Raw genomic sequence first — 26565 nt, 5'->3', positions numbered from 1 at the left:
AAAAGTCACAGATGAGGCATCTTAAATCTTTTCATGTTTTCCATGTCGCAGCATCGTCTGCGAGTTTTAGTGAAGCAGCAAACAAGCTCAATATTACGCATGGCGCAGTGAGTAAGCAGATCAAAGTGTTGGAAACCTATCTGGCTCAACCTCTGTTCTACAAACAGGGGCGCAATATGCTGCTCACTAAAGAGGGTGAGATGCTGAAAAGCTACACCGAGCAAGCATTCCAAGCGTTGGAAACTGGCATGAATAAGCTGGTACAGGAAAAGCATCAATACCTTGAAGTCTCTTGTGAGCCAACGTTAACCATGCGTTGGTTGATGCCGAGGCTTTCCGCGTTTAATGATGGTTGTGACGCAGATGTTCGTCTTTCGACTGCGGGAGGACCTGTAACACTTGGCTCGACGGGGCTTGCTATGGCGATTCGTCGAGATGACTTTGAGCCTTTGTATCACTACCCAAAAACCAAGTTAGTGGAAGAGTGGGTAGGTCCAGTGTTTTCACCAGACTACTGGCAGCAAGTGAAAAGTGATTTGAACTCCGTGAAGCTATTACACAGCCAAACCAGACCTGAAGCTTGGCAAGAATGGATGCAGCGCTCTGGTGAAGCGTCGATAAACGGAAAAACAGAACAGTCTTTTGCACACTTCTATTTCTGCATTCAAGCTGCAGTCGACGGTTTAGGTGCGGCGATGGGCTCTTATCCTTTGGTGATGGATGATCTCAAACGTGGCAACCTTGTCGCGCCATTTGGTTTTGTGCCGTCAGGGCATGATTATGTCTTATTGACTCAAGACAAAGCACGTTCTGAACTGGAACAAAAATTTGTCCATTGGCTGCAAAACCAAATGGCGGAGTGTGTGCCTTGCACCTAAGAAACAAAGAGAGACCCTAGTCAGGGCGCGCTGAGTTACCTAGAGTGGTTGAATACGTGCTACATAATGGAAATTTAGGAAATGGAAAACCTCAATATTGTTGAAATTAAATCTTTTGTTCCGGCGAAAGATTATGAGCTATCAAAGCGTTTTTATCAGGCGTTGGGTTTTGAGATGCCTTCGGATTTTGGTGGTGTGGCGTACTTCTTCAAGGGCGGTTGCTCATTCTTGTTGCAAGATTTTTATGAACCAAAACACTGCAATAATTTCATGATGCATTTGTTGGTGGAGGATGTTGCCAGTTGGCATGAACATGTTTCGAGTGTTGATCTGGCGTCATTTGGAGCCAAAATGACGGAACTGGTTGATCAACCTTGGAAGATGCGAGAATTCTGTTTGCACGATCCTAGTGGCGTGCTGTGGCGCATTGGTCAGAACATCGATTGATTTGTGTATGAAAAAAGGTCAGCGCTTGCGAACTGACCTTTGAAGAGGGAAGAGTGATAGAGGTTTATTGAGGCGCTTTCATCGCTTCTGATTGATCGCCCGTCATCACGAAGTGCAACTCACCACCCGGTTTGAACTCGGAATGGTCGAAGAAGAAACCGTTATCCAAAGCTTTGCCATTGATGGTGACGGACTTGATGTACATGTTGTCATCGGCGTTGTTCTCTGTGGTGATGGTGAACGTGCCGCCTTTCACCGGAATCACTGCTTTGTCAAATAGCGGACGACCCACAGTGTAAATAGGTTCTGCTGCGTTCACTTGGTAGAAGCCTAATGCAGACATCACATACCAAGCGGACATGGCGCCCACGTCTTCGTTACCAACTACGCCTTCTGGGGCAGCGAAATACATGTCATCAAGAATGTGGTCGACGACTTGTTGCGTCTTCCATGGTTCTGCGGTCCAGTTGAATAGGTAAGGAATGTGGTGTGAAGGCTCGTTACCAAACGCAACTTGACCAATCAAACCAGACATATCCGGTGTTTCAGTGCCTTGGCTTTCTGCGGTGAAGGTTGCTTCTAGGTTTTTCTGGAACTCAGCATCGCCACCCATGATGGTTTTTAAGCCCGCGATGTCATGCGGTACAAACCAAGTCCACTGCCACGCGTTACCTTCGGTGTAGTTGCCTGTCTCGTGTTCTGTGCCGTATGGGTCGAATGGCGTCATGAAGGTTTCATCAATCATCACTGGGCGCATAAAGCCCGTCACGCCATGTTCTGCGTATTCAGTTGGGTTGTAATCGAAGTATTTTTTGTAGCCTTTTGAGCGTTCAAGATATTGCTCTTCCGCTTGAGTATCACCGGCTGCTTTGGCGATTTGCGCGATAGCCCAATCGTAGAACGCGTTTTCTAGACCGTAAGAAACAGACTCAACCGTGTAGTCTTCAAATACTGGTTCACCATCGACACGCTGGATAGCAGGCGTGAAGCCGTTTTTCTCAATGTAGTCGATGTGCTTGGTTAAAGTGCGATCCAATACGCCCTGATCCCAATCTGCTTGCAGTACCGGGTAGTTGTCGTAAGTCGAAGAGTCGATCGCGGCTTTCAGTGCCAGCTCTTTCTCTTGCTGAGTAAACTCTTCTGGGAATTTGGTCATCGCATCCGCAATCACTGCTACCGCTGGGTAGCCAACCATGGTGCCTGTTTCGTCACCTAAGTGCTCCCACTTCGGCAGCAAGCCGCTTTCAGTGTACTTCTGAACTAGGTTCTTCGCGTATTGCACCGCGCGGGTTGGTTCAGTGATGGTTTTTAGTGGGTGTAATGCACGTTGGGTATCCCATAGAGAGTAAACTGAGAAGTTTGGTTGCTCTTCTGTTGCTTGACCATAAGCGATGGAGTATTCCCCTTCACCTTCACGAATCGAGCCTTTGCCCATGCCACGGAATCGACCATCCACGTCTTGATGCACCATCGGCGCAATCTTGGTGTGGTAAAGCGCGGTGTAGAAGATCTCTTTCTGATCTTCTGTGCCCCCTTCGATAGAGAAGTTGAGTGCTTTTGCCCATTTCTCACGTGCGTTGTTACGCGCAGTATCGAAAGAGACATTTGCTTCAGCATCGTAGTTGTTTTCTGCGCCTTGTGGGTCAACCGCAGATAACGCCACTTGAGCATTCAACTCTTGTGAGCCTTCATCTTCAAATTCGATGTAGGCAGTGACGTCCGCTTTGACACGCTTGATGGCATTGCCTTGGTCATCGTAAATCAATTCAGAAACGTGCTCTGCCGTTAGGCCATCAACAGGCTCACCATTGGCAAGGATGTAGACGTCTTTGATCTTCTTATCAAAAGTTGCATAGAAGAAGATTTTTTGGTTTTTCGCCCAGCCAGAGAAGTGCGCTGCATCGCGCTCGCCTGTGATGGTATGACCGTCTTCGCTCACCGTCAGTTTGTTGCGCAGAGAGGTCGAACCCCAGTCACTGTTTAGGATGGAGTTGAGGTCAATCTTCAAACGTTGTGGTTGACCTTGTGGGTAGGTGTAACGATGGAAGCCGACACGTTCAGAAGCAGTAAGCTCAGCTTTGATGCCGTTTTCTGCAATCTTCACAGAGTAGTAACCCGCTTCTGCCACTTCTGAGGTTTTGTCCATCTTGACCGAAATCGCTTCGCGGTAATCGTCGCTGTCTTCGATGTACTTAGCTTTGTTTTCGGTAAACGGCAGGAACAGAATGTCACCTAAGCCGCCCATCCCCGTGCCGGATAGGTGAGTGTGGGAGAAGCCAAACAAGGTCTTTTTATCAAAGTGGTAACCTGATGAAGAGTGCCAGCCGATAAGCTCGGTATCTGGAGAAAGTTGCACCATGCCTTCTGGCACAACAGGCCCCGGGAAGGTGTGTCCGTTAAACCCTGTCCCAATGAATGGGTCGACGTATTTTAGATTGGAAGTATCGACGCTTGGTGAGGTGTTATCGTCGTCATCGTTGCAGCCAGCCAAACCAATAACACTTGCAATCACAGCGGTGGCGATAGCGGTTTTCGTAAAGTTCATAATCTTGATTCCTTAGGCAGGAAGCGCCTCACTTCCTGCCACCGAGTTAATCTATCTGCTTATTCTTTAAACACGAATTACATAAAACGTTACTGAGCTTGAAGCGCTTCTTGCTTGTCACCCGTCATGACGAAGTGAAGCTCGCCGCCCGCTTTGATTTCGCTGTGTTTGAAGGTGAAGTTGGCATCCAGCGGCTTGCCGTTGATGGTTACGGACTTCACGTACTTGTTGTGTGGGCTGTTGTTGTCTGCAATGACGTTGAACTCGCCGCCTTCCACTGGAATGGTGATTTCATCGAACATCGGGCGACCAATGGTGTAGACCGGATCCGCAGGCGTCACTTGATAGAAGCCCATTGCCGACATCAAGTACCAAGAGCTCATCTGACCCACGTCTTCGTTACCGATCAAACCAGTTGGTTCGCTGGTGTACATCTCTGACATGATGCGGTCTAGGTACTCTTGCGCTTTCCATGGCTCATCGGTTAGCGCGTATAGGTAAGGAATGTGGTGCGATGGCTCGTTACCGTGCATGTACTGACCGATGTAACCCGTTAGGTCTGGCAGTTCTTCACCTGTGTTTGAAGAACGCGCATTGAATAGCTCGTCCAAGTCTTCACGGAAGGCTTTCTCTGGCGTGGTGTCTTTGCCTTGCGCCAAGTCTGCTTGGTAGATTTCTTGTTTCAGACGGTTGAAATCGTGCATTGGTTGGAACTTCCATTGCCACGCGTTCCCTTCGGTGTAGGCAAACTCGTCCACGTAGTAAGGGTCGAATGGTAGCAATGGGCATTTCTCTTTCATCACGCCTGAGCCTTCAGGCCATTCAACCATTTCACACTCATCCAAACGCTCTTCATCAATCGGCTGGTTGAACTCCAAAGGCGGTTTGTTTGGTGATGAGCTTAGCGGGTGGTTTTTCGGACGTAAGAAGCCTGTCTCTGCATCCCAATGGTTAAGCCAGTTGTCGGCACGAGTCATAAACTCTTCTTGAAGTTTTACATCGCCAGCCATGCGCGCGATTTCTGCCATTGCCCAGTCGCCATAAGCAAACTCAAGCGTGTATGACGCACTGTTCCAGTAACCGTGGTGAACAAAGCCGTTTTCTTCGTACACTTTCACTTGCACAACGTTTGCTGCGCCGATGTTGTTGTCTTCCGTCCAATCTGGGAACTCAGACGCCTCGTGGTAACGCACCGTAAACTCAGCCGCTTCTTTGGCCAGTTGTGGGTCGATGTCTAAACCTTTCGCCATCGCGTCAGCAATGATAGAAACCGCAGGGAAGCCGATCATAGTGCCAGTGTAATGGCTGTGCAGTTCCCATTTCGGCAAGATGCCACCATCTTCGTATTTACGAATCAAGTCGTTGGCAAACTCTTCGGCACGTTCTGGATCGATAATGGTTTTCAGTGGATGCGCTGCACGGAAGGTATCCCACATGGAGTACACAGAGTAGTTTGGTGTGTCGCCCGCGTCTTTTTGAATGCGAGTGCGCATCGCTGGGTATTGACCGTCGACATCTTGGAAAATCATTGGCGCGATAGAGGCGTGGTAAAGCGCGGTGTAGAAGATCTCTTTCTGATCTTCTGTGCCGCCAGATACCATCATGCGGCTAAGCTCTTGGTGCCATGCATCGTTGGCTTGAGCGCGCGCAGTATCAAATGACACGTCTTTCGCTTCTGCCTCTAGGTTCTTCTCCGCACCTTCTGTGCCTGTGGGTGACAAGCCTACTTGGATTTCTAGCGGTGTTGATGATGGTGCGAATTCTAGGTAAGCGATGGTTTTCACTGCGTCGATGTTGTCGTTGTTTACATCGATTTCCGTTTCTGCGCCGTCAACTAAAGCAATGGCTTTGACGATAGGTTGGTTGAAGGTGGCGTAGAAGTAGACGTGCTGGTTGTTCGCCCAGCCATTCGAGCTACGTAAACCGCGAATGGTGTAAGCGTCGATAAACTCCAAATCGCCCTTCATGGTGCGGTTATTGAAGTGACCTTTGTTGAGGGTGTGGTCTAAATCGAACTTGATGTGTGGCGTAGTGCCTTCTTTGAAGGTGTAGCGGTGGAAGCCAACACGTTGCGTGGTAGTTAGCTCAGCTTTGATTTCGCCTTTGTTCAGTTCAACCGCGTAGTAACCCGCTTCTGCGGTTTCGTTGTCTTTATCGAAGGTATTGAAAACGGCGTTTTCTTTCTTGGTGAAAGGCAGAACTAAGATATCACCAAGGTCGGTAATGCCTGTTCCAGAAAGGTGAGTGTGGGAAAAACCATACACTGGGATTTCAGTCAGCTTGCCGTGGTCGAAGTAACCTGCAGCAGAGCCCCAGCCTTCCATTTCGGTATCAGGAGATAGTTGTACCAAACCGTAAGGCACAACCGCCCCCGGGAAGGTGTGACCGTCTGCACCTGTACCAATCAATGGATTGACGTATTGAGTTAGTGTGGTATCAAGGGAAGGGGTTCCAGATTTGCTGTTGTCGTCATCACTGTTACAACCAGCAAGACCAAACATGGCAGCGAGTATAGCGGTAGAGATAAGGGTTCTTTTTAGTTTCATTTTTATGGTTCCACTGAAGTGAAGTTTTTTAGGGGGCTAGATGCCCCCTTTCGTTATTTGGATGGGTATCAGTTACTGCGCTTTCATCGCTTCAGATTTGTCTGAAGTCATAACGAAATGCAGCTCACCACCGTCTTTCAAATCGCTGTGCGCGAAGCTGAAGTTGTCACTCAATTGTTTGCCATTGATGGTCACCGACTTCACGTAGATGCTCTCTTGGCTGTTGTTTTCTGAGGTGATGGTGAATTTACCGTCCGCGACTGGAATCACGGCTTTGTCGAACAGAGGACGACCGATGGTGTAACTTGCTTCGCCCGGCGTGACTTGGTAGAAGCCCAATGCAGACATCACATACCACGCCGACATCTGACCGACGTCTTCGTTACCAATCAGACCTTCATGCGTTGGGTGGTAGAACTCGTTCATCGCTTGATCGACGATTTCTTGTGTCTTCCAAGGTTCCGCCGTCCAGTTGTATAGGTAAGGAACGTGGTGATCAGGCTCGTTACCCATCACGAATTGACCGATGTAGCCAGACATGTCGTGTGATTGGCTCGTATCGGCGTTGGAGTCCGCATTAAACAGCGCATTCAGGTTAGCGAGGAATGCCGCTTTGCCTTGTTCGGTTACGTCTTCAGGAAGAGAGAAGTCAGTGCGGTCGATGTGCTCGCCACCCATCACGTTAGCCAGACCGTTCAAGTTGTGCGGTGCAAACCATGTCCATTGCCATGTATTGCCTTCGGTGAAGTCTTCACCACGGTGCTCGGCGCGGTAAGGCCAGAACACGTCACTTTCGTTGAGTGCTTTGCGGTCTTTACACGCGTTGTAGTCCATACCGTCTGGGATAGACAGCGCCATGTTCTCGTCCAAACATTCGGCTTTCAGGTTGTTCGCCCAAACCTTGCTGCCGCTGTTCATGTAAGCCGGACGCATAAAGCCCGTCGCACCCAATGCGTTGCCTTTGGTGTCTTGCAGTTTGCCGTATTGCTCTGGGTTGTAATCGAAGTAGTTCTTGAACGATTCAGAACGTGCCATGTAGCGGTCGTACTGTTGGTCGTTGCCCGCAAGTTTAGCGATCTGAGCGATACACCAGTCGTAGTAAGCGTTCTCAAGACCGTAAGACACCGATTCGTTCACAAGCTCGTCGTACTTATCGACTTTTAAGCCTTCCACGTAACCCGGTTTGTCACCAGAATCCGGCGCCCATTTGGTGTTAGCTGGAATAAAGCCGACGTCTTCTTGGTAGTCGTTATGACGCGTCATTACTGTGAAGCGTTTGTCGCCGTTCCAAGCGTCTTGGTAAGGCACCCAGCTCTCTGTTTTATCAAGGTTGAAGTTGACGGTTTCGTCAGCGGCTTTCAGTGCCAAATCAAACTCAGCGGCAGTAAAGGCTTCTGGGTGTTTGACCATGATATCGGCGATAACCGAAACCGCAGGATGACCGACCATTTCACCAGTGTAATCTGAGTGCAGTTCCCATTTTGGCAGCACGCCGCCCGTTTGGTATTTGTTCAATAGATCGCGTGCGTGTTCAATCGCGCGGTCTTTATCGATGATGGTTTTCAGTGGGTGTGCGGCGCGGAAGGTATCCCACATTGAGTACACTGAGTAGTTCACTAAGCCATCTTCTGCTTGGTGCACTTTGCCATCCATGCCACGGTATTTACCATCCACGTCTTGGTATAGGAATGGGGCAACGAACGTACGGTAGAGCGAGGTGTAGAACATGGTCTTGTCGGCTTTGTTGCCGCCTTCCAGTTCAAACTCGCCAAGGATGTTTTCCCAAGCCACGCGGTTTTGTTGTACGACGTTGTCGAAGTCCCAGCCGTTGGTGTCTGCTTCTAGGTTTTTCAGTGCGCCGTCAACGCCAGTGCCAGAAATCGCTACCTTGACTACCAATGGCTCATCGCTCTTACCAAAGTTCAAATGAGTCAGGACATCGTTTGCGCGTTTCGCCAAACGTTCTGGGTCAGGTTCTGGTTCGCCCGGCATTGGTTTGTGCTCTGCGTAGCCGCGGTAGTCTTCCAAGCCGACTTCGGTAGCGTCAGTTGGGGTGAGTTTGCTCTCAGAAGCCAGCTTGGTGTACAGGTTCTCTTCAATGATTGGATCAGAGAATTCTGCTGCGAAGAACACGGTTTGCCATTGACCCCATTCGTTTGAGGTACGCGCGCCTACGACTGTAGTGTCGTTAACGCGTTTGTAGTAGATGCTGCGAGAATGGTTGCCGTATTGCTCCAACAGTTCGTGTTGCAGGTCGATACGCACTTTGCGGTCTTCACCCGGCTTGAAGGTGTAACGCTGGAACGCCACGCGGTCGGTTGCCGACAGTTCAGCTTTTACGCCAGTTTCTACAAGATCAACCGAGTAGTAACCAACTTCTGCCACTTCCGAGCTTTTATCCATGGTCACGGCATCGGTATTGAAGCCGGTGTATGGCAAGAAAGCGAAGTCGTTTAGGTCGCCTTTACCTGCGCCGGAAATGTGAGTCATTGAGAAGCCAGAAAGCAGGCTGTGCACAGGATCGTATTCAACAGGCGAGCCTTTACCATTCCAACCGTTTGGATCGAAGTTATCTGGTGAAGGTTGAATCATACCTTCTGGCATGACTGGAGATGGGTTGACGTTGCCAAGACCTTTGGTGCCGATCAAGGTATCAACGAATTCCAAAGTAGGGGTAGAGATAACTGGAGTTTCTGGATCAGAGTCGCTGCCACAACCAGCAAGACCAAGCATGGCGGTTAACACTGCAGTAGAGAGTAGGGTTCTTTTTAGTTTCATTGTTTTTATTCCACGAGAAAAGGGGACATGAGGTCCCCTCAAAATCATTATTCGCCTAGGTTGGCTTGCATTGCTTCAGACTTGTCAGCTGTCATCACGAAGTGCAGTTCGCCGCCTGCTTTGAATTCGCTGTGCTGGAAGGTGTTGTACACATCCAGAGGCTTACCGTTGATGGTCACTTCTTTGATGTACATGTTGTCTGGACCGTTGTTCTCAGCCGTTACCGTGAAGGTGCCAGAACCAATGTCTACCGTCGCTTTGTCGAAGATTGGACGACCGATGCTGTAGGTTGGATCGGTTGGCGAGATTTGGTAGAAGCCCAGTGCTGACATCAAGTACCACGCCGACATTTGACCTACGTCTTCGTTACCGATGATGCCGTCTGGCGTCGGTTTGTAGAACTGGTCGTAAACTTGGTCTAGGTATTCCTGCGCCTTGTAAGACTCTTCAGTACGGTTGTACAAGTAGATGACGTGGTGCGAAGGCTCGTTACCGTGAATGTACTGACCGATGTAGCCTGTCATGTCTTGGTGTGCTTCGCCGCCATTTGGATCGGCAGTAAATAGGTTGTTCAGCTTGTCGTTCAGACCTTGCGTGCCGCCCATGATTTCAGTCAGCTTGTCCAAGTCTTGCATGAACGCCCATTGCCACTGCCACGCGTTACCTTCTGTGTAGTAGAACGCGTCAGACTTGTAAGGGTCGAAGTCAGTTGAAGCGTATTTCAGCGCACATGGGTCGCCTTCTTTCAGTTCTGTTGGTACGAAGAAGCCCGTACCGTCAGCGTTACCAGCTTTCGCATCCCAGTGTTTCAAAGAGTTGTAAGAACGAGCTTTGAACTCTTCATACGCGTCCATATCGCCAGCAGCTTTCGCCATTTCTGCGATCGTCCAATCGTAGAATGAGAATTCCAACGAGTACGACACTGAGTTCCAGTTCGGGTAACGAACACACTGTTCTTTCTCGTGGTAGTTCAACTGACCTGCCATAAGTGAGCTTAGTATGTCGTCATGAATCTGTGGGTACTCATGCGGTGTGTAACGCGCTGATTTCACTGATGCGGTGTAAGCTTGCTCTGCATCAATCAAGCCTTTGGTCACCGCATCGCCCAGAATCGCTGCCGATGGGTAGCCGATCATGGTGCCGGTTTCTGAACCATGACCTTCCCATTTCGGCAATAAACCAAACTCGTCGTTGGATTTACGAATCAAGTCTTTCACGTATAGCGTTGCTTGGTCTGGGTCGATGATGGTCCACATTGGGTGAACGGCGCGGAACGTATCCCACGTTGAGTAAATCGAGTAGTTTGGTGTGTCGCCATCTTTCAGCGTGCGCACCGTGCCAAGCATATCCACGTATTGACCATCCACATCGTAGAACTCGATTGGCGCGATCATCATGTGGTACATGCCAGTGTAGAAGTTGGTTTTCTCTGCTTCAGTGCCGCCTTCAACTTTGATTTTCGCTAGCTTCTCAGCCCACGCGTATTCTGCGTCTTCTTTCACTTTTGCTAGGTCGAAACTTGGTGCTTCTGCTTCTAAGTTTTTCTGTGCGCCTTGCCAGTTAACTGGGGAGATACCGACGCGGATTTCAATTGGCTCTTCGCCAGTGCCGAAGTTTAGGTAAGCGGTCAGATCATCGCCTGAGTAAACCGCACCATCACGCATTTCGCGCGTTGGTTCTAGATCTTGTTCGCCTAACAGTGCTTTGGCGATTGGTTGGTTAAATTTCGCGTAGAAGAAGATGTCCTGACCTTGGTGATCTTGCCCTTGGAACCAGCCTGTTGATGTTTTACGACCGCGAATGGTGTATTCGTCCACCACTTCTACTTTGTTCTTCAAAGATTTGCCGTTGTTGTTCATTAGGGTATGACCCAAATCGAACTTCACGTTACGGTCAGCGCCATCAGCAAAGGTGTATTTGTGCAAGCCAACGCGTTTGGTTGCGCTCAGTTCTACTTCGATTTGACCTTGGTTTAGCTTGGTTTTGTAGTAGCCTGCGCTTGCTTCTTCATTGGCTTTGTCGAAAGAGTTCAGCTGTGTGTTCGCCATGTCTGCGTATGGCAGAACCAAGATGTCGCCTAAGTCCGTTGCGCCTGTACCTGAAAGGTGAGTATGGGAGAAGCCGTACAGCGGAACGTCAGTGTTAACTACTTCGCCAGTTTCGTAGTTGGATGAATCCCAGTAGCCAGAAGCCGAGTGCCAAGGGTTAAGTCCTGATTCATGGTCTGTGTTAGAGCCGATGAAAGTATCTGGAGACAGTTGAACCATACCTGCCGGTACCGTCGCGCCCGGGAATGTATGACCAGAAGCTGCTGTGCCGATCATTGGATCGACGTATTTCAACACCGCGAGATCAACAATTGGATCGCCCGGCAGTGAAGAGGAAGAATCGTTGTCGCTGTTACAGCCTGCCAAGCCACCCGTCAGACCAACCAGGATAGCCAAAGAGATAAGATTACGTTTAAACATGTGCATACCGTTTTGTCGTTATTCGTATATTAAAAGTGTTTATAAGAGACTGTTTATAAAGGACTGCTTATAAAATTTGCTTGTAGGGATAGCCGGGAGATGCGCTCCCCCGGCTGAGTTGTCACTATTGGGATTAACGAGAACCTGCTGGCATCTCGTCTTCATGCAAGAACTCACCGATGCCTTGTGCTGGTGGAAGATCTTGCTCTAGAGAGCCCCAACGTTGATTTGGTTTGTCGCCCATCACGAACTCCAACTCACCGCCGTACATGATTTCGTCATGAGTCAGGTAAGTACGGTTGAAGTCTTTGCCGTTGTAGCGAGCCGATTGAATGAAGATGTTTTCGCGGCTAACGTTCTTCGCGGTAACCGTGAACTTCTGGTTGTTGCCGACATCGATAGATGCGCTTTCAAACAGCGGAGTACCGATTTCGTAGATGCCAGAAGAAGCGTTCACTGGGTAGAAGCCAAGCGCACGGAACACGAACCACGCAGAGAGCGTACCGAAGTCGTCGTTACCACAAATGCCGTCAGCGGTATTCTTGTAGCAAATGTTGGTTGCTGCGGCGATGGCTGCCTGACCTTTCCAAGGTTGACCTACGTAGTTGTACAAGTACGGAACGTGGATATCTGGTTCGTTACCTTGAACGTGCTGACCAACGTTACCTGTGTTGAACACTGGGAATTGGTTGTCGCCTGCGTTGCGGTCTGGGTAGGTTGACCAGTACTCATCCAAGCGTGCTGCGAACAAGTCACCGCGTTCTGCTTCAGGGTTTTGTGTCTTATCGAAGCGTGTCATGAGGTCAATCAAGCCATGAATGTCGTGCTGAACACTGAACGAGTATTGCCAGCCGTTCGATTCAGAGAATGACCAGTTGAACATGTCTGGACGCCAGTCTTTACCAACCGCACGACCGGTGATTGGGTCTACCCAGCCTGCATCGATAAACTCGCCATCGTAGTCACGGGCTTTGAACCAACCTTGGTATTGCTTACCACCGAAGTCGAATTGCGCTTGCCAGTTTTTAGAACGGTTAGCGAACTCGGTGTAGCGTGGATCTTCTTCACCGAACACTTCTTTGATCGATTGTGCGATTGCCCAGTCGTTCATTGAGTATTCAAGCGAGTAAGATGCTGTCCAAGAGTCTTTAAATGGTGAGTGACCGCCGTAAGAATCTGGTGGAGTATCGTGCAATTGCGCTGGCACGTAACCTTGTTCTTCGTACTCTTTGATCCATGCCACGCCTTGGCTCGTTGCTGCGCGCGCGTCAGTGATCATTGCTTCAACTAAGCGCTCTTTCACGTCTTTGCGTTCTGCTTCTGTGAAGCCAAGATCGATCATGCGTTTTTCTAGTGAGCCTTTCGACAACACATCATGAATCACAGGCGTTGAGTGCATGCCCATCATCATGCCGGTTTCGTTGCCTTTGAATGTCCACTCAGGCAGGCGACCTTTGCGCACGTTGCCTTTGTCGTCCACCCATTCTTCTTCGGCGTAAGACAGCATAGACAGCACCACGTCTGCTAGGCGGTCTGGCTCAAGAATCGAAGACAGCGGTTGAACTGCGCGGTAGGTATCCCACAAAGAGAAAGTGTCGTAGCGCGTGAAGTCTGCTTTGCCATCTTTGTTAGCATCGGCAGTGCGGATTGACTCTTTCAGCGTATCAATCTTATCGCCCCAAGGTGTGTTGCCATCTGGGTAAGCGTTGCGACCTTGGTGAACTTGGCGGTAGCGACCATCTAAGTCAGAGTGAATGGTTTGACCTAGGTACGAGTGGTACATCGCGGTGTAGAACGTCTGTTTGTAATCTTCGTCGCCAGAGACTTGGATCTTGCCTAGTTCGTCTTCCCACTTCTTCGTTGCCGCTTCGCGTACTTGGTCGAAGTTCATGCCCGCAACTTCTGTCATGTTAAGAGAAGCACCAGACTTGCCATTCTCGCCAATCTCAACGTTTGATAGCGCCAATTTCGCTTCAACCGTCAAGCCGTCTTTGGATGTGTCGAATTCTACGTAAGCGCGCGCGTACTGATACTTGCCGCGAGTCTCGTTACCGATTTCCGAAATGCCTTCTGGCACGTCCATGTAACGACCTTGCTCTTTATCGTAGTAAGCAAAGCGAACGTTTTTGATTGGTTGGTCGAATTCCATCACGAAGAATTCTTTTTGGCTTGGTGCCCAACCATCAGAGAAACGGTGACCTTCAAGACGGTTATTGTCCTTGTCCCATTTCAAGTAAGAATCTGAGGTGTAGTCCCAGTTAATTTTGAAGCCAGTGTTCACGATGATTTCTGACTTCTCATCACGAGGGAAGGTGTAGCGGTGCACACCAACGCGATCCGACGCCGTCAACTCAGCTTTGATGTCGTAATCCAATAGATCGACTTTGTAGTAACCTGCTGTCGCTTGCTCGTCACGATGTTGGAAGCGAGACGCTTCTAGGTTTAGCGTTGCCGAACCTTCATCAATCATGTAATCCGAACGCGAGTTGATTGGCATGACGAGAATGTCGTTCAAGTCGCCAGCACCTGCTCCGGAAAGGTGGGTATGAGAGAAACCGGAAGTACGTGCGTCGTGGTAGTAGTAGCCTGAAATGTATTCCCAGCCGTTAGAACCGTTGTTTGGAGAAAGCTGCACCATGCCGTGTGGTGTGGTTGCACCAGGGTAGGTGTTGCCTAGGTTACCTGTGCCGATGAATGGGTTGACGTAGCGTGTTACGTCCATATCGGCGAAATCTACTGGGATGTGAACACCCATGTCGATTTCAGGTGTTTCTGGGTTTGGCTTGTCATCACAGTCGCCATCGCCAACTGGAGGACATACTGGCTTGCCGCCGTCAGGAATATCCGGCAGTGCAGGGTTGGTGTCACCGCCTTCATAAATGTTGGTTGTGTCGTCGTTACAGCCTGTCAGACCGACTAGACCACTGAGAACTGCGCAAGCGAGTAGGGAAGGTTTGAATTTCATTTTTAAAGCCTTGTAAATTGTAGGGTTATATAGTTAAAAAAATCAGGGGTATTACTAAAACTTAAAAACTTGAAATAGAGCCCTTTGGGGGAAAGGGCTCTTAGGGGGAGGAGCTTAAGGTTTAAGCTTTCACAAGAGTCGCTGCGTTACGCATCGCTTCTTTCGTTGAACACTCAACAACGTTTGCTTTTGCAAAGCGGTGAGCGTCTTTTACTTGGATATCGTGAGCTAGAATAACCAGCTTCGCGTTTGCTACATCTAGGTCAGTGATGCGGTTCTGGATACCGTTTTGACCTTGAGTTTCTACTTTGATTTTCAGACCCGCTGCTGCACCTGCTTTCTCTAGTGCTTTCGCTGCCATGAATGTGTGTGCTACGCCAGATGGGCAACATGTTACTGCTACGATGTCGTACTCGCCTTCGCCTGCTGCTGGAGCCGCTTGAGCTTGTACAGGTGCTGCTTCTGCGATTTCGTCTTCTGCTTCTTCTTCAGCAACTGGTTTCCAGAAGCCAACGATAACTGCTGTCGTTAGTGAGCCTAGTGCGATACCCACAACGTACATTGGGATGTTGCTTGATACAGGAGCTGTGATTAGACCGCCCCATGGTGCGTGTAGCAGTACGTCTGTTAGGAAGCCGAACACACAGCCAACGATACCACCAGCAACGATTGAAGGAAGAACGCGTACAGGGTCGTTTGCTGCGAATGGGATAGCACCTTCAGAGATACCGATAGAACCCATGATTGCTGCTGCTTTACCTGCTTCTTGTTCTTGCTTAGTGAACTTCTTCTTGAATAGGAATGTTGCTAGTGCCATACCTAGAGGAGGCGTACAGATTGCGATACCAACACCACCCATTAGCCATGGTTGAGTATCAACTTGAGTTTGAGCGAATAGCGTTGCTACTTTGTTGATTGGGCCGCCCATATCGAATGCAGTCATACCACCAAGAATCGTACCTAGAACCACTTTAGAAGCGCCAGCCATAGAAGCTAGGAATTCGTTCATAGAAGCCATGAAGATCTTGATTGGCTCACCGATACCCCATAGAACGATACCTGCAGAGATAAGCGTACCTAGTAGAGGGTAGATGAAGTAAGCGCCCAACGCAGTCATGTTAGCAGAAAGAGGGATCTTCTTAAGTTGGAATACCACACCACCTGCGATGAAGCCCGCTACGATACAACCAAGGAAGCCGCCGCCCATGTCAGCCATGATGCCAGAAGAGATCATCGCTGGTGCTAGAGCTGGTTTGTCTGCAATTGAGTAACCGATGAAGCCACCAAGAATAATTGGGAACAGCACCAGACCTTTAATACCGATATTAGAAATATCAGCCAATAAACCGTCCGCAGGAACCGCACCTTTACCTGATGCCATTACCGCTAGCGCTAGTAGTACACCACCCGCAACGATAAATGGAAGCATATGAGAAGTACCGAATAAAAGGTGACCTTTCATGGTACTTAGGATTTTTTTGAAATCGCTATTATTACTAGCTTGAGCTGTGATTGTACTCATAATTTCACGCCTTATGAATTAATTAAAATATTTAGTATTTGGTTTTCGTCTTTTGCGTTATGAATATCTTCAATAAACTCTTCGCTAAATTTACCGAACAATTCTTGAAGAACATAAATATGGTGGTCGGCACCGTTATCTGGTGAGGCAATCATGAAGAATACGGTCGGTTTGACTCCCTCTTCGTCGCCATACTCGATGCCTTCGCGCTTTACGCCAACAGCGATTGCAGGCTCGGTAACCGCTTTGCTTTTTGCGTGTGGGTAAGCGATGCCGTCCATTGAAGTGACGCTTAATGCTTCACGCGCTTCGATGTCGGTTAAAAAAGCCTCTTTGCTGCTGACTCGATTATTTTCGAATAGCATCTGTGCTAGCTCTTCAAAGACTTCTTTTTTATTATTTGCTTGAAGGTTGCCTTTAATTAAATTGACGTTTGTTAGTTCTGTAATCATTTTTTGACTCATTGGTACTGAAGTAATGAGGCAAATTTAATTAATGTTACGGTTTTCTGAAATAGTAAAAAAAATCCAATAACTATATTTTTGTATCACTGAGAGCTAAGTGTGATAGAAGTCATTAATATCAATGAGCTAGAAGGGAATTAGTATTGTGACTTATATTCCATTTATTTTGAAATTAATAATGAAGCTTGAAAATAAACGAGAAGGGAATCAAATATTAATTGAAAAAGCCGGAAGAACATGACTGTTGCTTCCGGCTGTTATGTCTATGGTAATACGTTGCTATACCGTAATTACTTGAACGCCAGCTTCTTCTAGTGCTTTAAGTGTTGTTTCATCGGCACCTTGATCCGTAATTAGGGTATCAAGTTGAGAGGCTGAAGCCAGAAGCTTTCCGCCGTGTTTGCCTATCTTGCTACTATCGACTAATGCTACTAGACGATCACCGTATTCCAATAGTTTCTTCTCAGCCATGTAAACCAAGAGATCAGAAGTGTATACGCCAGCTTTCGAAACACCGGTACCTGTGAAGAAAACGTAACGACTTGAATAGTCGTCAGTATTTTCAGCATCTGGTGAGATGGTAATATGACGCTCTGGTAGATACTGCCCACCTAGAATGATCAAACTAGAATGTTTCTTCTGAATGAGTTGGTAAGCAAGTGGCATAAAGTTGGTCACCACTTGAATGTTGCTGCCAGCTAAATAGTCACCCAACAATAACGTTGTGTTACTGCCACTTACCACCACACTATCACCTTCATCACACATTTCAGCGGCGGCTTGGGCAATCCGAGATTTAGCTGCAAAATTCTCAATGTCTTTTTCTGAAGGAATGAAATGAGAAGCAACATGAGATTGTGTGGCTACTTGTTCTGATTTAATCACTTCCGCACCATTGCGGATCTTAGTGAGTTTCCCGTCTTCTGCGAGTTTTGTTATGTCGCGTCGGGCTGTTGATAGAGAAATATCAAGCATCTCAACGTAGTCGCTCGTGCTGATATACGTGTGATTTTCTAGATACTCCAAAAGCCTTCTATGACGCTGAGCTTCATTCATAGTTAAGTCCTTGATTTTTGTTTTGACCAATTTTGACCGAATTTGACGTTTTGAGCAAATAAAAAATCAAAATGACGTTTTTTGAATTGTTTGTGACCGATTTTTGTGATCTTTAGCCTGTTTTGAATCATTTTAAGTCAAAAATGACTTTACGTGACGTTATTTGACCGTTTATAGTCATTTTGCGTCACAAAGAGTCATTGGGGACCAAGATGAAGTATCAAGCAATCATTATCGATTTAGATGGCACACTGTTAAATGACCATAATCAGATCAGTAGTAACAATATCGAAGCGATCAAACTTGCGATTAGTGAAGGTTATAAAGTCACATTAGCAAGTGGTCGTCCACATAACCTGATGCTTCCTTTTGCCAAGCAGCTTGGCATTGAACTGCCGATGATTTGCTGTAATGGAGCCTACCAGTTTGACCCTGTTCAAGGCAGCATCAACGATAGCCAAGTCATTGGTTCAAATGTACTCAATGCATTACTCGACACTCTCAATATTGGTCAGTTTTATTTCACGCTTTACTGCGAAAACGGCATTTTTGCGACTCAACAATCTGAACACTTCCTAGGTCTTCAGCAACAGATGTTGGCACTGGGCGTTGAGGACAACATGAAAATTGTACCGAGTGTTCGTTCACTACTTAATGAATGTGGTGATGTATATAAAGTCTTGGTCTCTAGCGAAGACAAAGTCGCTCTCTGTGAATTACGTGATGCGCTGATTCATCATCATGTACAAGCCGATCTTTCAACGCCGAACAAGCTTGATATCACAGCGAAGGGAGCGAACAAAGGCACCGCAACTCTTCACCTACTTAATCAACTCAACCTGAATCCGAAATACACCATTGCTTTTGGTGACGGAGACAACGATGCAGAAATGTTACGCGTTGTTGGAGAACCCGTAGCAATGGAAAACGCTAGTCCAGCCATTCGTGGGTTAGCGAACTTAATTGTCACAGATAACAACGGTTGCGGCATTGGGCAGTACCTCAGATTGATCGTGTCTGAAGGTCAGCATTCATGCCAACACTCTTACTTCTATTAAGGAAACACAATGAAAAAAGTAAAAATCGCAGCAGGTCTTGCACACGTAGATTACGGCCACATCGCAGATATCGTAAAAGAAGTGTCTGACGCGGGTGCGGATTACATTCACTGTGATGCTGCTGATATGCATGATTTGAAAAACATGCAGCTTATGGGTGGTCATCAAATCGTTGAAGGTATTCGTCAGTACACGGATAAGCCAATCGAAGTCCACGCTTACTTTAAAGATTGTGATCGTCTATTTGTAGAAAAGATTGCTAAAGCTGGCGCAGACATGCTGATTCTTCCAGCAGAGAACTTCTTGGGTGCGCCATTGGCGTACATGATGAAGTACTGCCGTGACTACAACATGAAGTTTGGTCTAACCGTTGGCTGTTTTACTCCTGTCTCTTTCGTTAAAGAAGCAATTTACTACCTAGACCGACTACACATTGTTATTCATGGCGTGAACAACGATGAATGGTTATGGCGTGAGTCTGCGATTGAAATGATTCGCGAAGCGCGTCAGCTAATTAACGAGCGTAACCCTAACTGTGAATTGTGTGTTGACGGTGGTATCCGTAACCACAACCTAGAGCCGCTGTTGAAAGAAGACATTGATGTGATGGTGGCATCAACCAACATCTTCGGTCACAAAGAAGGCATTACAGCTGGCGTAAAAGATTTCCGTGCTGCACTGAATGCTGCTGAAGAAGCCGTTGCCGCTGAACTAGCTTAATTAGAGTTAATGGTGTCGGGCTGAACTTCCCCCTCGAAATGCTCCGGCTCGACACCAACCAAGGAATTGCCATGACACATTTTAATCACTACCAACCGACTAAGCTGAGCTTTGGCCCGGGCAATGTGAGCCAAATTGGTCATATGATTGCCAAATACGGTCGACGCTGTTTGATTGTCTCTGAACCGATATTTGAAGCAGTTAAACCAGCTTATGAGCGTATTTTTGCTTTGCTTGCCGAACAAGATATTCATGTAACGCACTTCGATGGCGTTGTACCTAATCCGCCAACGACGGTTGTTGAGCTTGGACGACAAGTTGGTATCGAAGCTGACTGTGACGTTGTACTTGCCATTGGCGGTGGTTCATCGATCGATACCGCGAAGATCATCGCAGCAACCATGAAGGTTGACACAATTGATTGGGCACACTGGTTTAAAAATTATGATTCGCCTTTTGGTGATATTAAGGCGCTGCCAGCATCAACTGTGCCTTTGATTGCGATACCAACAACATCTGGAACGGGCTCTCAGGTTACTCATGCAGCGGTTATTACTGATCTTGATAGCCACTCAAAACTGACATTGTTCCATCCTGATTTTTATCCATGTGAAGCCATTATTGATCCTGAATTAATGCTGACCTTACCACCTCGTATGACAGCGATGACTGGTTTTGATGCGTTTTCACATGCGTTTGAGTCGTACACCGGCACAAAGCCTTCACCATTAGTTGATAGTTTGGCGCTAGAAGCCATGAAGCTGGTGGTAGAAAACTTGCCTGCTGTTGTGAAGAACGGCTCCGATATCGAAGGTCGTTGTCGATTGGCAAGCGCTGATACGTTGGCTGGGATCTCCTTGGCTAATGGTGGCGCAGGCGCACCGCATCCTCTAGGTGAAATCTTAGGTAGTAGAAAAACGAATTTACCTCATGGTTTGACACTAGCGGTGATTTATCCCGCTTATGTTCAACTGCAATGGCGTAAACAACCAGAACGTTACGCAAAAGTTGCTGAGCTATTTGGTGCCGTGGGAAGCACTGAAGAAAAAGCGCAATCGCTAGCAACGCACTTAGTCACGTTTTTAGGGCAAATTGGTTTAGAGCACAACCTAACGCAGGTAGGAGTCACAGAGGAAGACGTAAAGGCATTAGAACCAGCGTTCTGCTTCAACCTACCTTTGACAACGGGCGAAGAGATGAAAACGATTCTGCACGCCAGCTTGGTATAGCAGAACAAAAAGGGGTTGAGAACATGGAAAACGAAGTAAAAACAATGAAATTTGCAGCGTTGAATGTGGATAGAGAGGACATCAAACGTCGTGATATTCAAGCGTTAATCTTCGATTTCGATGGTCTACTCGTCGATACAGAAACCTGTTTGTTTAGGGCCTGGGAAGCTCTAATGAAGCCATTCGGGATTGATGTTTCGCCACTCCAGGTTGCTGGTCTAGTTGGGAGCTCAGTACCAGCAACCTCTCTTTGTGACCTTTATCGATATCATTCAAAGCAAGTGTTATCTGATGATGAAATCAGACAACAAGTCTTTAGTCATGCTTATCGACTGATTGCACTTCAAACAGAACGAAAAGGTGTTCGCTGCTATCTAGACACAGCAAAGCAAATGGAGCTTAAGATGGCGTTAGCAACAAGTTCTGAATACGAGCATTACATGCCGATTCTGAAGCGCCTGAATTTAGAACATTACTTTGACTGTTTCACCGGAGCAGAAGAAATCTCGATTGAACGTCGTAAGCCATCTCCGGACGTTTATCTCACTAGCCTAGAAAAACTCGGAGTTTCTGCCAGTCAAGCCATTGCCTTTGAGGACTCTCCTCCAGGAGTTACAGCGGCTCGAGCGGCAGGTATTTCAACAGTTGCGGTAACCAATTACCTGACTCAGCACTTAGATGTCTCGCATGCAGACATTGTTTTATCGTCAATGAGTCAAATTTCGCTAGCGCAATTGATTATCAACTTATCGAGATAGAGTTATGAACAAATTAGAACAATTGAAAAAATACACAACGGTTGTTGCTGATACTGGTGACATTGATGCGATTGCTGCATTCCAGCCTCAAGATGCGACGACAAACCCTTCATTAGTGCTTAAAGCGGCAGAGATGCCTCAATACGATCACTTGATTGTAGATGCGATTGAATGGGCGAAAAAACAAAGCGCAGATAGAGCACAGCAGATCATCGATGCAAGCGATAAATTGGCGGTCAACATCGGCGTAGAAATCTTAAAAACCGTACCAGGGCGTATCTCTACTGAGGTTGATGCTCGCTTATCATTTGATAAAGAATCCAGTTTGGTGAAAGCGCGAAAATTGATCGCCATGTACCAAGAAGCTGGCATTGAGAAAGCGCGCATTTTGATCAAGCTGGCGTCAACATGGGAAGGCATTCGTGCAGCAGAAGTACTCGAAAAAGAAGGTATTAACTGTAACCTAACGCTGCTGTTTAACTTTGCTCAGGCAAAAGCGTGTGCAGAAGCGGGGGCATTCCTTATCTCTCCATTTGTTGGTCGTATCTTAGATTGGTACAAAAACAATACTGATCAAAAAGAATACCTTCCACATGAAGACCCGGGTGTTGTCTCGGTTTCTAAGATTTACAACTACTACAAAGATCATGGCTACAACACTGTGGTTATGGGTGCTAGCTTCCGTAATGCTGACGAAGTGCTCGCTCTAGCTGGCTGTGATCGTCTAACGATTGGTCCTGCAATCTTAGATCAACTTGCAGCGCAAGAAGGTGAGGTTGAACCAAAGCTTTATGCTCAACGCACGAATGTGAACCCTGCGCCAACGGCAATGACTGAAGCTGAGTTCCGTTGGGAAATGAACCAAGATCCAATGGCGACAGAGAAGTTGTCTGAGGGTATTCGTAACTTTGCCGTAGACCAAGGCAAACTAGAAGCAATGATTGAAGCACGTCTGTAAGGAGAAGTGAAGATGATCTCTCGAAATAAACTTGCAGACACGATTCGTGTATTGAGTATGGATGCGGTGCAAAAAGCTGGCTCTGGTCACCCTGGTGCACCGATGGGCATGGCGGATATTGCGGAAGTTCTGTGGCGTGATTTTCTAAAACATAATCCCACCAACCCTAATTGGCCGGATCGTGACCGTTTTATTCTTTCTAACGGTCATGGCTCTATGCTGATTTACAGCTTATTGCATTTGTCTGGCTATGATTTGACGATGGCAGATATTCAATCTTTCCGTCAGTTGCATGCAAAGACGGCGGGACATCCAGAATATGGTTATGCACCGGGGATTGAAACAACGACTGGTCCGCTAGGTCAAGGCATTACCAATGGGGTTGGTATGGCACTCGCTGAGAAGGTATTAGCTGATCAGTTTAACCGTCCTGGTCATGAGATCGTTGACCACCACACTTATGTGTTTATGGGTGATGGCTGCATGATGGAAGGCATTTCCCACGAAGCTTGTTCGTTAGCTGGCACATTAGGTTTAGGCAAGCTGATTGCGTTTTGGGATGACAATGGCATCTCAATTGATGGCGAGGTTGAGGGATGGTTTTCGGATGATACACCTAAACGTTTTGAAGCATATGGTTGGCACGTCATTGCGGATGTTGATGGTCATAACGCTCAATCAATTCGCCAAGCGATTCTAGAGGCTCAGGCAGAAACCAGTAAGCCAACGTTAATTTGCTGTAAAACCATTATTGGCTTTGGATCGCCAAACAAATCAGCAAGCCACGATTGTCATGGTGCACCGTTAGGTGAAGAAGAGGTAGCGCTAGTACGTCAAAACCTAGGTTGGGAATACGCCCCGTTTGAAATCCCGCATGAAATCTATCAAGCGTGGGATGCCAAAGTTGCAGGTAAAGATGCGGAAGCGCAATGGGCGAATCGCTTTGTGGAATATGAATCGGCATACCCAGAGCTGGCAGCAGAGTTTAATCGTCGAGTAAAGGGCGACCTACCAGAAAACTGGGCTCAAATCAGTGAAGATGTGATTAAAACTTTGCAAGCCAAACCTGCGACTATCGCGACTCGCAAAGCATCGCAAAACGCGATTGAGGCCTTCGGCGCGCACTTACCTGAATTCCTAGGTGGCTCGGCAGATCTAACTCCATCAAACCTAACGAATTGGTCTGGTTCAAAAGCAATTACCGCTCAGGATGCTTCAGGTAATTACCTTAGTTACGGAGTTCGTGAATTTGCCATGTCAGCCATGATGAATGGCATTGCTCTCCACGGCGGTTTTATTCCTTATGGCGGCACATTCTTAATGTTTATGGAATACGCACGTAATGCATTGCGTATGGCCGCATTGATGAAGCAACGCAGCATCTTTGTCTACACGCATGATTCAATTGGTTTGGGTGAAGATGGTCCAACGCATCAACCTGTGGAACAAATCGCATCACTGCGTTTAACGCCAAACATGAGCACATGGCGTCCTTGTGACCAAGTCGAGACCGCAGTCGCTTGGAAAGCCGCTGTCGAGAGAACGGATGGTCCAACTTCACTGATTTTCTCGCGCCAGAATCTTGTTCAATTTGAGCGTGATGAGGAGACATTAGAAAGCATCGCGAAAGGTGGTTACATCTTGTCCGACTGTGACGGTGAACCTGAGCTTATTCTCATTGCCACGGGTTCTGAAGTTGCTCTTGCTATGGACGCAAAGGCGCAGTTGAACAATGTTCGCTGTCGTGTGGTTTCGATGCCTGCAACCGACGTGTTTGACGCGCAGAGTGCACAATACCAACAACACGTTCTCCCAACCAATGTGACCAAGCGTATCGCGATTGAAGCTGGTATTCGAGATTACTGGTTTAAGTACGCTGGCTTACAAGGAGAGATCATCGGTATGACGAGCTTTGGTGAGTCTGCACCAGCTGATCAGCTCTTTGAAATGTACGGCTTTACTGTGGCAAACGTTGTGGATACTGCCAAGCGTATGATGGAGAACGCGTAATGGAAACTTTCATCACAAATACGGTGGATGAATGTGTAAGAGTCAAGGCTGCGAAAGCAGCCTTGGACCACATTCTACAAAATGTCACTCCAGATACGGTTATTGGAATTGGTACAGGTGCAACAGCAGAAGTATTTGTCCAATTATTGGCAGCTAGTGGCGTGGCGTTTGCTCACTGTGTATCAAGTTCAGAACGCTCTTCTAAAGCCATCCAGAGTTCAGGTTTGAAAGAAATCCCTCTCGCAGACTGCTTGTACGTGGATTATTACGTTGATGGCATTGATGAAGGGTTAACAAACGGCATCACAATCAAAGGTGGAGGCGCGGCTTTAGGGCGTGAAAAAGTCATTGCCTCTATGACTAAGTGCTTTATCACCATCTCAGATGAAGGACGTTTAGTGGAGACGTTGGGGAGATTCCCTCTGCCAATTGAAGTCCTCCCAGCGGCGAAAATGCCAGTTATTCTCGCCTTAAAATCCCTTGGTGGTCGTCCTTTGCAACGCCCTGATTGCGTTACTGATAATGGCAATATCATTTTGGATGTTTCTGGTCTAGATATGAGTGAGCCAACCGAATTAGAACAGCGACTGAACTCCCTTTCAGGTGTGGTTGAGAATGGCATATTTTCTCAATGCCGTGCGCACTATATGGCGTTTTCAAATACACAAGGCGTTCGTTGGTTATCGGTAAATTGAGAGCCTGATAACAAGTTTATTAATAACCTCTTCTTGGTTAGGGATTTAAGGGATTAAACATGATGGAAAGCAAGTTTTCGACAGAAGCAATCGAGTATCTTGAACAGCATATTGATGAGTTACTTAACGATTTATCTGAGCTAGTTGCTATTCCATCAGTACGTGATTTGACGACACAAACAGAGAATGCTCCGTTTGGTTATCAAATTAGACAAGCGTTTGATTACTTGATCAAATTTGCTGAAAGAGAAGGTTTAGAAGTGCGTGATCACCAAGGTTATGCTTTGGACATAAGCTTTGGGCAAGGTGATCAAGAAATCGCTCTGCTGCACCATGTTGATGTGGTGCCAGCAGGGGATGAGATGCTATGGCGAACGCCGCCATACCGTATGACTAAAATTGATAACATGGTTTTTGGACGAGGCGTAACAGACAACAAAGGTCCACTGATTGCTAGCTTGTACATCCTCAAGTTGTTTAAACAACTTACTGTCCCCCTCAATAAGAAAATAAGAGTCATTATTGGTGGTGCAGAAGAGACAACTTGGGAATGTGTAGAGCATTACTTTCAACACAATCCGCAGCCAGAATATGGCTTTTCTCCAGATGGCGACTTCCCAATCGTCAACGGTGAAAAGGGTATTTTGTATGCGTCATTGGGGAAGCAATTTTCTGCCAGAAGCAGTGATAGCGCATGCCAAATTAGACGCATCGAGAGTGAACGAGATAGAACATCCACTTGTCACTTTTTGGTGCTTGAATTGGCAGGCTCTAGTGCTGAAAAAGTAGCGCATCAGTTTGCTGCTTTTGCTGATGTGATTGACTGTCAGTCACATTACCGCGTTGAGATTTCAACGCCGTGGGAGAAATCCCGCAACCCGCATAAAGTTGATAACTGCATGGACAAGTTCGTCAACATTATGCGTCATGTGGAAGGATTAGATCCAAACTCTGCCAGCTTGGTCCACTTGCTTGATTCCCACTTTGCAAATGACTGCGTCGGGCATAAGTTAGGTCTATACCATAACGATGATGAGATGGGATACACAACGTGTTGTGTTTCTGCCATCAACATGGATTCGCATGGCTACAATTTGGATTTTGATTTTCGGTTTCCTAAAGGACTGAGTATCGAGAGAGTTCGTTCCCAATTACTGGCTTTATCCCAACAAGCTGGTGTGAACTTTGTCGAACATCAGTACTTACCTCTATCCTACCTCTCTCCCGAAAGTGCCCTTATCCAAGCGATGGGGAAAGCTTATTCCGATGTTACTGGAACGGATGCAAATTGCTTTAGTAAAGGCGCGGCTTCGTACGCGCGTGCATTGGAGCATGGAGTAGCTTTTGGACCAACTTTCCCTGAAGAAGTGACCTTCGTGCACGAGCCAAATGAACAGCTCAACCTAGAGTCACTAATAAAAGCAATAACGATATACGTGAAAGTTCTCATATCACTTCAGGAGTAAAT

The 26565-nt window shown here is 47.3% G+C and carries 18 protein-coding genes; 10 read left to right on the top strand and 8 right to left on the bottom strand.

What is annotated here, in order from left to right:
• Positions 1 to 11 precede the first annotated feature (11 nt).
• Both MHO32_RS07845 and MHO32_RS07840 read left to right on the top strand, forming a co-directional pair.
• Positions 12 to 878, top strand: coding sequence for a LysR family transcriptional regulator (locus tag MHO32_RS07845; RefSeq protein WP_239211089.1), 867 nt, complete (start codon positions 12 to 14; stop codon positions 876 to 878).
• Between the two features lie 81 nt (positions 879 to 959).
• On the top strand, positions 960 to 1325 hold the full coding sequence (locus tag MHO32_RS07840) for a VOC family protein (protein ID WP_239211087.1): 366 nt from the start codon (positions 960 to 962) through the stop codon (positions 1323 to 1325).
• A gap of 64 nt (positions 1326 to 1389) precedes the next feature.
• Here MHO32_RS07840 and MHO32_RS07835 read toward each other — a convergent pair whose 3' ends face one another.
• From MHO32_RS07835 to ulaR, 8 genes are all read right to left on the bottom strand, one after another.
• On the bottom strand, positions 1390 to 3870 hold the full coding sequence (locus tag MHO32_RS07835; protein ID WP_239211085.1) for a GH92 family glycosyl hydrolase: 2481 nt from the start codon (positions 3868 to 3870) through the stop codon (positions 1390 to 1392).
• 89 nt (positions 3871 to 3959) lie between these two features.
• Positions 3960 to 6416: a GH92 family glycosyl hydrolase gene (locus tag MHO32_RS07830; RefSeq protein ID WP_021484329.1), complete on the bottom strand. Its 2457-nt coding sequence runs from the start codon at positions 6414 to 6416 to the stop codon at positions 3960 to 3962.
• Positions 6417 to 6488: 72 nt separating this feature from the next.
• Positions 6489 to 9194 carry a GH92 family glycosyl hydrolase gene (locus MHO32_RS07825; RefSeq protein ID WP_045454298.1) on the bottom strand — a complete coding sequence of 902 codons (2706 nt, stop codon included), beginning with the start codon at positions 9192 to 9194 and terminating at the stop codon, positions 6489 to 6491.
• A 47-nt stretch (positions 9195 to 9241) separates the two neighbouring features.
• Positions 9242 to 11662 (bottom strand): GH92 family glycosyl hydrolase, encoded by a 2421-nt coding sequence (locus tag MHO32_RS07820; protein WP_239211081.1) that lies wholly within the window; start codon positions 11660 to 11662, stop codon positions 9242 to 9244.
• 133 nt (positions 11663 to 11795) lie between these two features.
• A complete protein-coding gene (locus tag MHO32_RS07815) occupies positions 11796 to 14627 on the bottom strand; it encodes a GH92 family glycosyl hydrolase (RefSeq protein ID WP_045406004.1) in 2832 nt (943 codons plus the stop codon).
• Positions 14628 to 14748: 121 nt separating this feature from the next.
• Entirely contained in the window at positions 14749 to 16149 is a 1401-nt protein-coding gene (locus MHO32_RS07810; protein ID WP_239211069.1) for a fructose-specific PTS transporter subunit EIIC, read from the bottom strand.
• 11 nt (positions 16150 to 16160) lie between these two features.
• A complete protein-coding gene (locus tag MHO32_RS07805) occupies positions 16161 to 16601 on the bottom strand; it encodes a PTS sugar transporter subunit IIA (RefSeq protein WP_021018112.1) in 441 nt (146 codons plus the stop codon).
• A gap of 291 nt (positions 16602 to 16892) precedes the next feature.
• Positions 16893 to 17669, bottom strand: a complete 777-nt coding sequence (gene ulaR / locus MHO32_RS07800; protein ID WP_005453036.1) for an HTH-type transcriptional regulator UlaR — start codon at positions 17667 to 17669, stop codon at positions 16893 to 16895.
• 212 nt (positions 17670 to 17881) lie between these two features.
• Between ulaR and MHO32_RS07795 the strand changes: the two genes are divergently transcribed.
• From MHO32_RS07795 to MHO32_RS07760, 8 genes are all read left to right on the top strand, one after another.
• The gene (locus MHO32_RS07795; protein ID WP_239211067.1) at positions 17882 to 18727 is read left to right on the top strand and encodes a Cof-type HAD-IIB family hydrolase; all 846 of its coding nucleotides are present in this window, start codon (positions 17882 to 17884) and stop codon (positions 18725 to 18727) included.
• 9 nt (positions 18728 to 18736) lie between these two features.
• Positions 18737 to 19447 (top strand): ribulose-phosphate 3-epimerase, encoded by a 711-nt coding sequence (locus MHO32_RS07790; protein WP_005453033.1) that lies wholly within the window; start codon positions 18737 to 18739, stop codon positions 19445 to 19447.
• A 71-nt stretch (positions 19448 to 19518) separates the two neighbouring features.
• Complete coding sequence (locus MHO32_RS07785) at positions 19519 to 20676, top strand: iron-containing alcohol dehydrogenase (RefSeq protein WP_239211066.1); 1158 nt, start codon at positions 19519 to 19521, stop codon at positions 20674 to 20676.
• Positions 20677 to 20699: 23 nt separating this feature from the next.
• Positions 20700 to 21434, top strand: a complete 735-nt coding sequence (locus tag MHO32_RS07780) for an HAD family hydrolase (protein WP_017189624.1) — start codon at positions 20700 to 20702, stop codon at positions 21432 to 21434.
• A 4-nt stretch (positions 21435 to 21438) separates the two neighbouring features.
• Positions 21439 to 22392, top strand: a complete 954-nt coding sequence (gene tal / locus MHO32_RS07775; protein WP_009697922.1) for a transaldolase — start codon at positions 21439 to 21441, stop codon at positions 22390 to 22392.
• 12 nt (positions 22393 to 22404) lie between these two features.
• Complete coding sequence (tkt, locus tag MHO32_RS07770) at positions 22405 to 24402, top strand: transketolase (RefSeq protein ID WP_239211065.1); 1998 nt, start codon at positions 22405 to 22407, stop codon at positions 24400 to 24402.
• Complete coding sequence (gene rpiA / locus MHO32_RS07765; RefSeq protein WP_009697920.1) at positions 24402 to 25097, top strand: ribose-5-phosphate isomerase RpiA; 696 nt, start codon at positions 24402 to 24404, stop codon at positions 25095 to 25097. Before tkt ends, rpiA begins: the two co-directional genes overlap by 1 nt.
• Before the next feature lie 59 nt (positions 25098 to 25156).
• The gene (locus MHO32_RS07760; protein ID WP_239211064.1) at positions 25157 to 26563 is read left to right on the top strand and encodes a Sapep family Mn(2+)-dependent dipeptidase; all 1407 of its coding nucleotides are present in this window, start codon (positions 25157 to 25159) and stop codon (positions 26561 to 26563) included.
• Positions 26564 to 26565: the final 2 nt, after the last annotated feature.

The organism is Vibrio sp. MMH1-50, assembly GCF_022347645.1.
GTDB classification, from domain to species: domain Bacteria; phylum Pseudomonadota; class Gammaproteobacteria; order Enterobacterales; family Vibrionaceae; genus Vibrio; species Vibrio harveyi.
The sequence above is the reverse complement of the archived record's forward strand: the minus strand, read 5'-3'. Positions and strand labels throughout refer to the sequence as shown.

Coding starts and splice junctions, on each gene's coding strand:
- rpiA (WP_009697920.1), top strand. CDS start 24,402: ATGGAAACTTTCATCACAAATACGGTGGATGAATGTGTAAGAGTCAAG.
- MHO32_RS07825 (WP_045454298.1), bottom strand. CDS start 9,194: ATGAAACTAAAAAGAACCCTACTCTCTACTGCAGTGTTAACCGCCATG.
- MHO32_RS07790 (WP_005453033.1), top strand. CDS start 18,737: ATGAAAAAAGTAAAAATCGCAGCAGGTCTTGCACACGTAGATTACGGC.
- MHO32_RS07785 (WP_239211066.1), top strand. CDS start 19,519: ATGACACATTTTAATCACTACCAACCGACTAAGCTGAGCTTTGGCCCG.
- MHO32_RS07845 (WP_239211089.1), top strand. CDS start 12: ATGAGGCATCTTAAATCTTTTCATGTTTTCCATGTCGCAGCATCGTCT.
- tal (WP_009697922.1), top strand. CDS start 21,439: ATGAACAAATTAGAACAATTGAAAAAATACACAACGGTTGTTGCTGAT.
- MHO32_RS07840 (WP_239211087.1), top strand. CDS start 960: ATGGAAAACCTCAATATTGTTGAAATTAAATCTTTTGTTCCGGCGAAA.
- tkt (WP_239211065.1), top strand. CDS start 22,405: ATGATCTCTCGAAATAAACTTGCAGACACGATTCGTGTATTGAGTATG.
- MHO32_RS07805 (WP_021018112.1), bottom strand. CDS start 16,601: ATGATTACAGAACTAACAAACGTCAATTTAATTAAAGGCAACCTTCAA.
- MHO32_RS07760 (WP_239211064.1), top strand. CDS start 25,157: ATGATGGAAAGCAAGTTTTCGACAGAAGCAATCGAGTATCTTGAACAG.
- MHO32_RS07820 (WP_239211081.1), bottom strand. CDS start 11,662: ATGTTTAAACGTAATCTTATCTCTTTGGCTATCCTGGTTGGTCTGACG.
- MHO32_RS07815 (WP_045406004.1), bottom strand. CDS start 14,627: ATGAAATTCAAACCTTCCCTACTCGCTTGCGCAGTTCTCAGTGGTCTA.
- MHO32_RS07830 (WP_021484329.1), bottom strand. CDS start 6,416: ATGAAACTAAAAAGAACCCTTATCTCTACCGCTATACTCGCTGCCATG.
- MHO32_RS07835 (WP_239211085.1), bottom strand. CDS start 3,870: ATGAACTTTACGAAAACCGCTATCGCCACCGCTGTGATTGCAAGTGTT.
- MHO32_RS07780 (WP_017189624.1), top strand. CDS start 20,700: ATGGAAAACGAAGTAAAAACAATGAAATTTGCAGCGTTGAATGTGGAT.
- MHO32_RS07810 (WP_239211069.1), bottom strand. CDS start 16,149: ATGAGTACAATCACAGCTCAAGCTAGTAATAATAGCGATTTCAAAAAA.
- ulaR (WP_005453036.1), bottom strand. CDS start 17,669: ATGAATGAAGCTCAGCGTCATAGAAGGCTTTTGGAGTATCTAGAAAAT.
- MHO32_RS07795 (WP_239211067.1), top strand. CDS start 17,882: ATGAAGTATCAAGCAATCATTATCGATTTAGATGGCACACTGTTAAAT.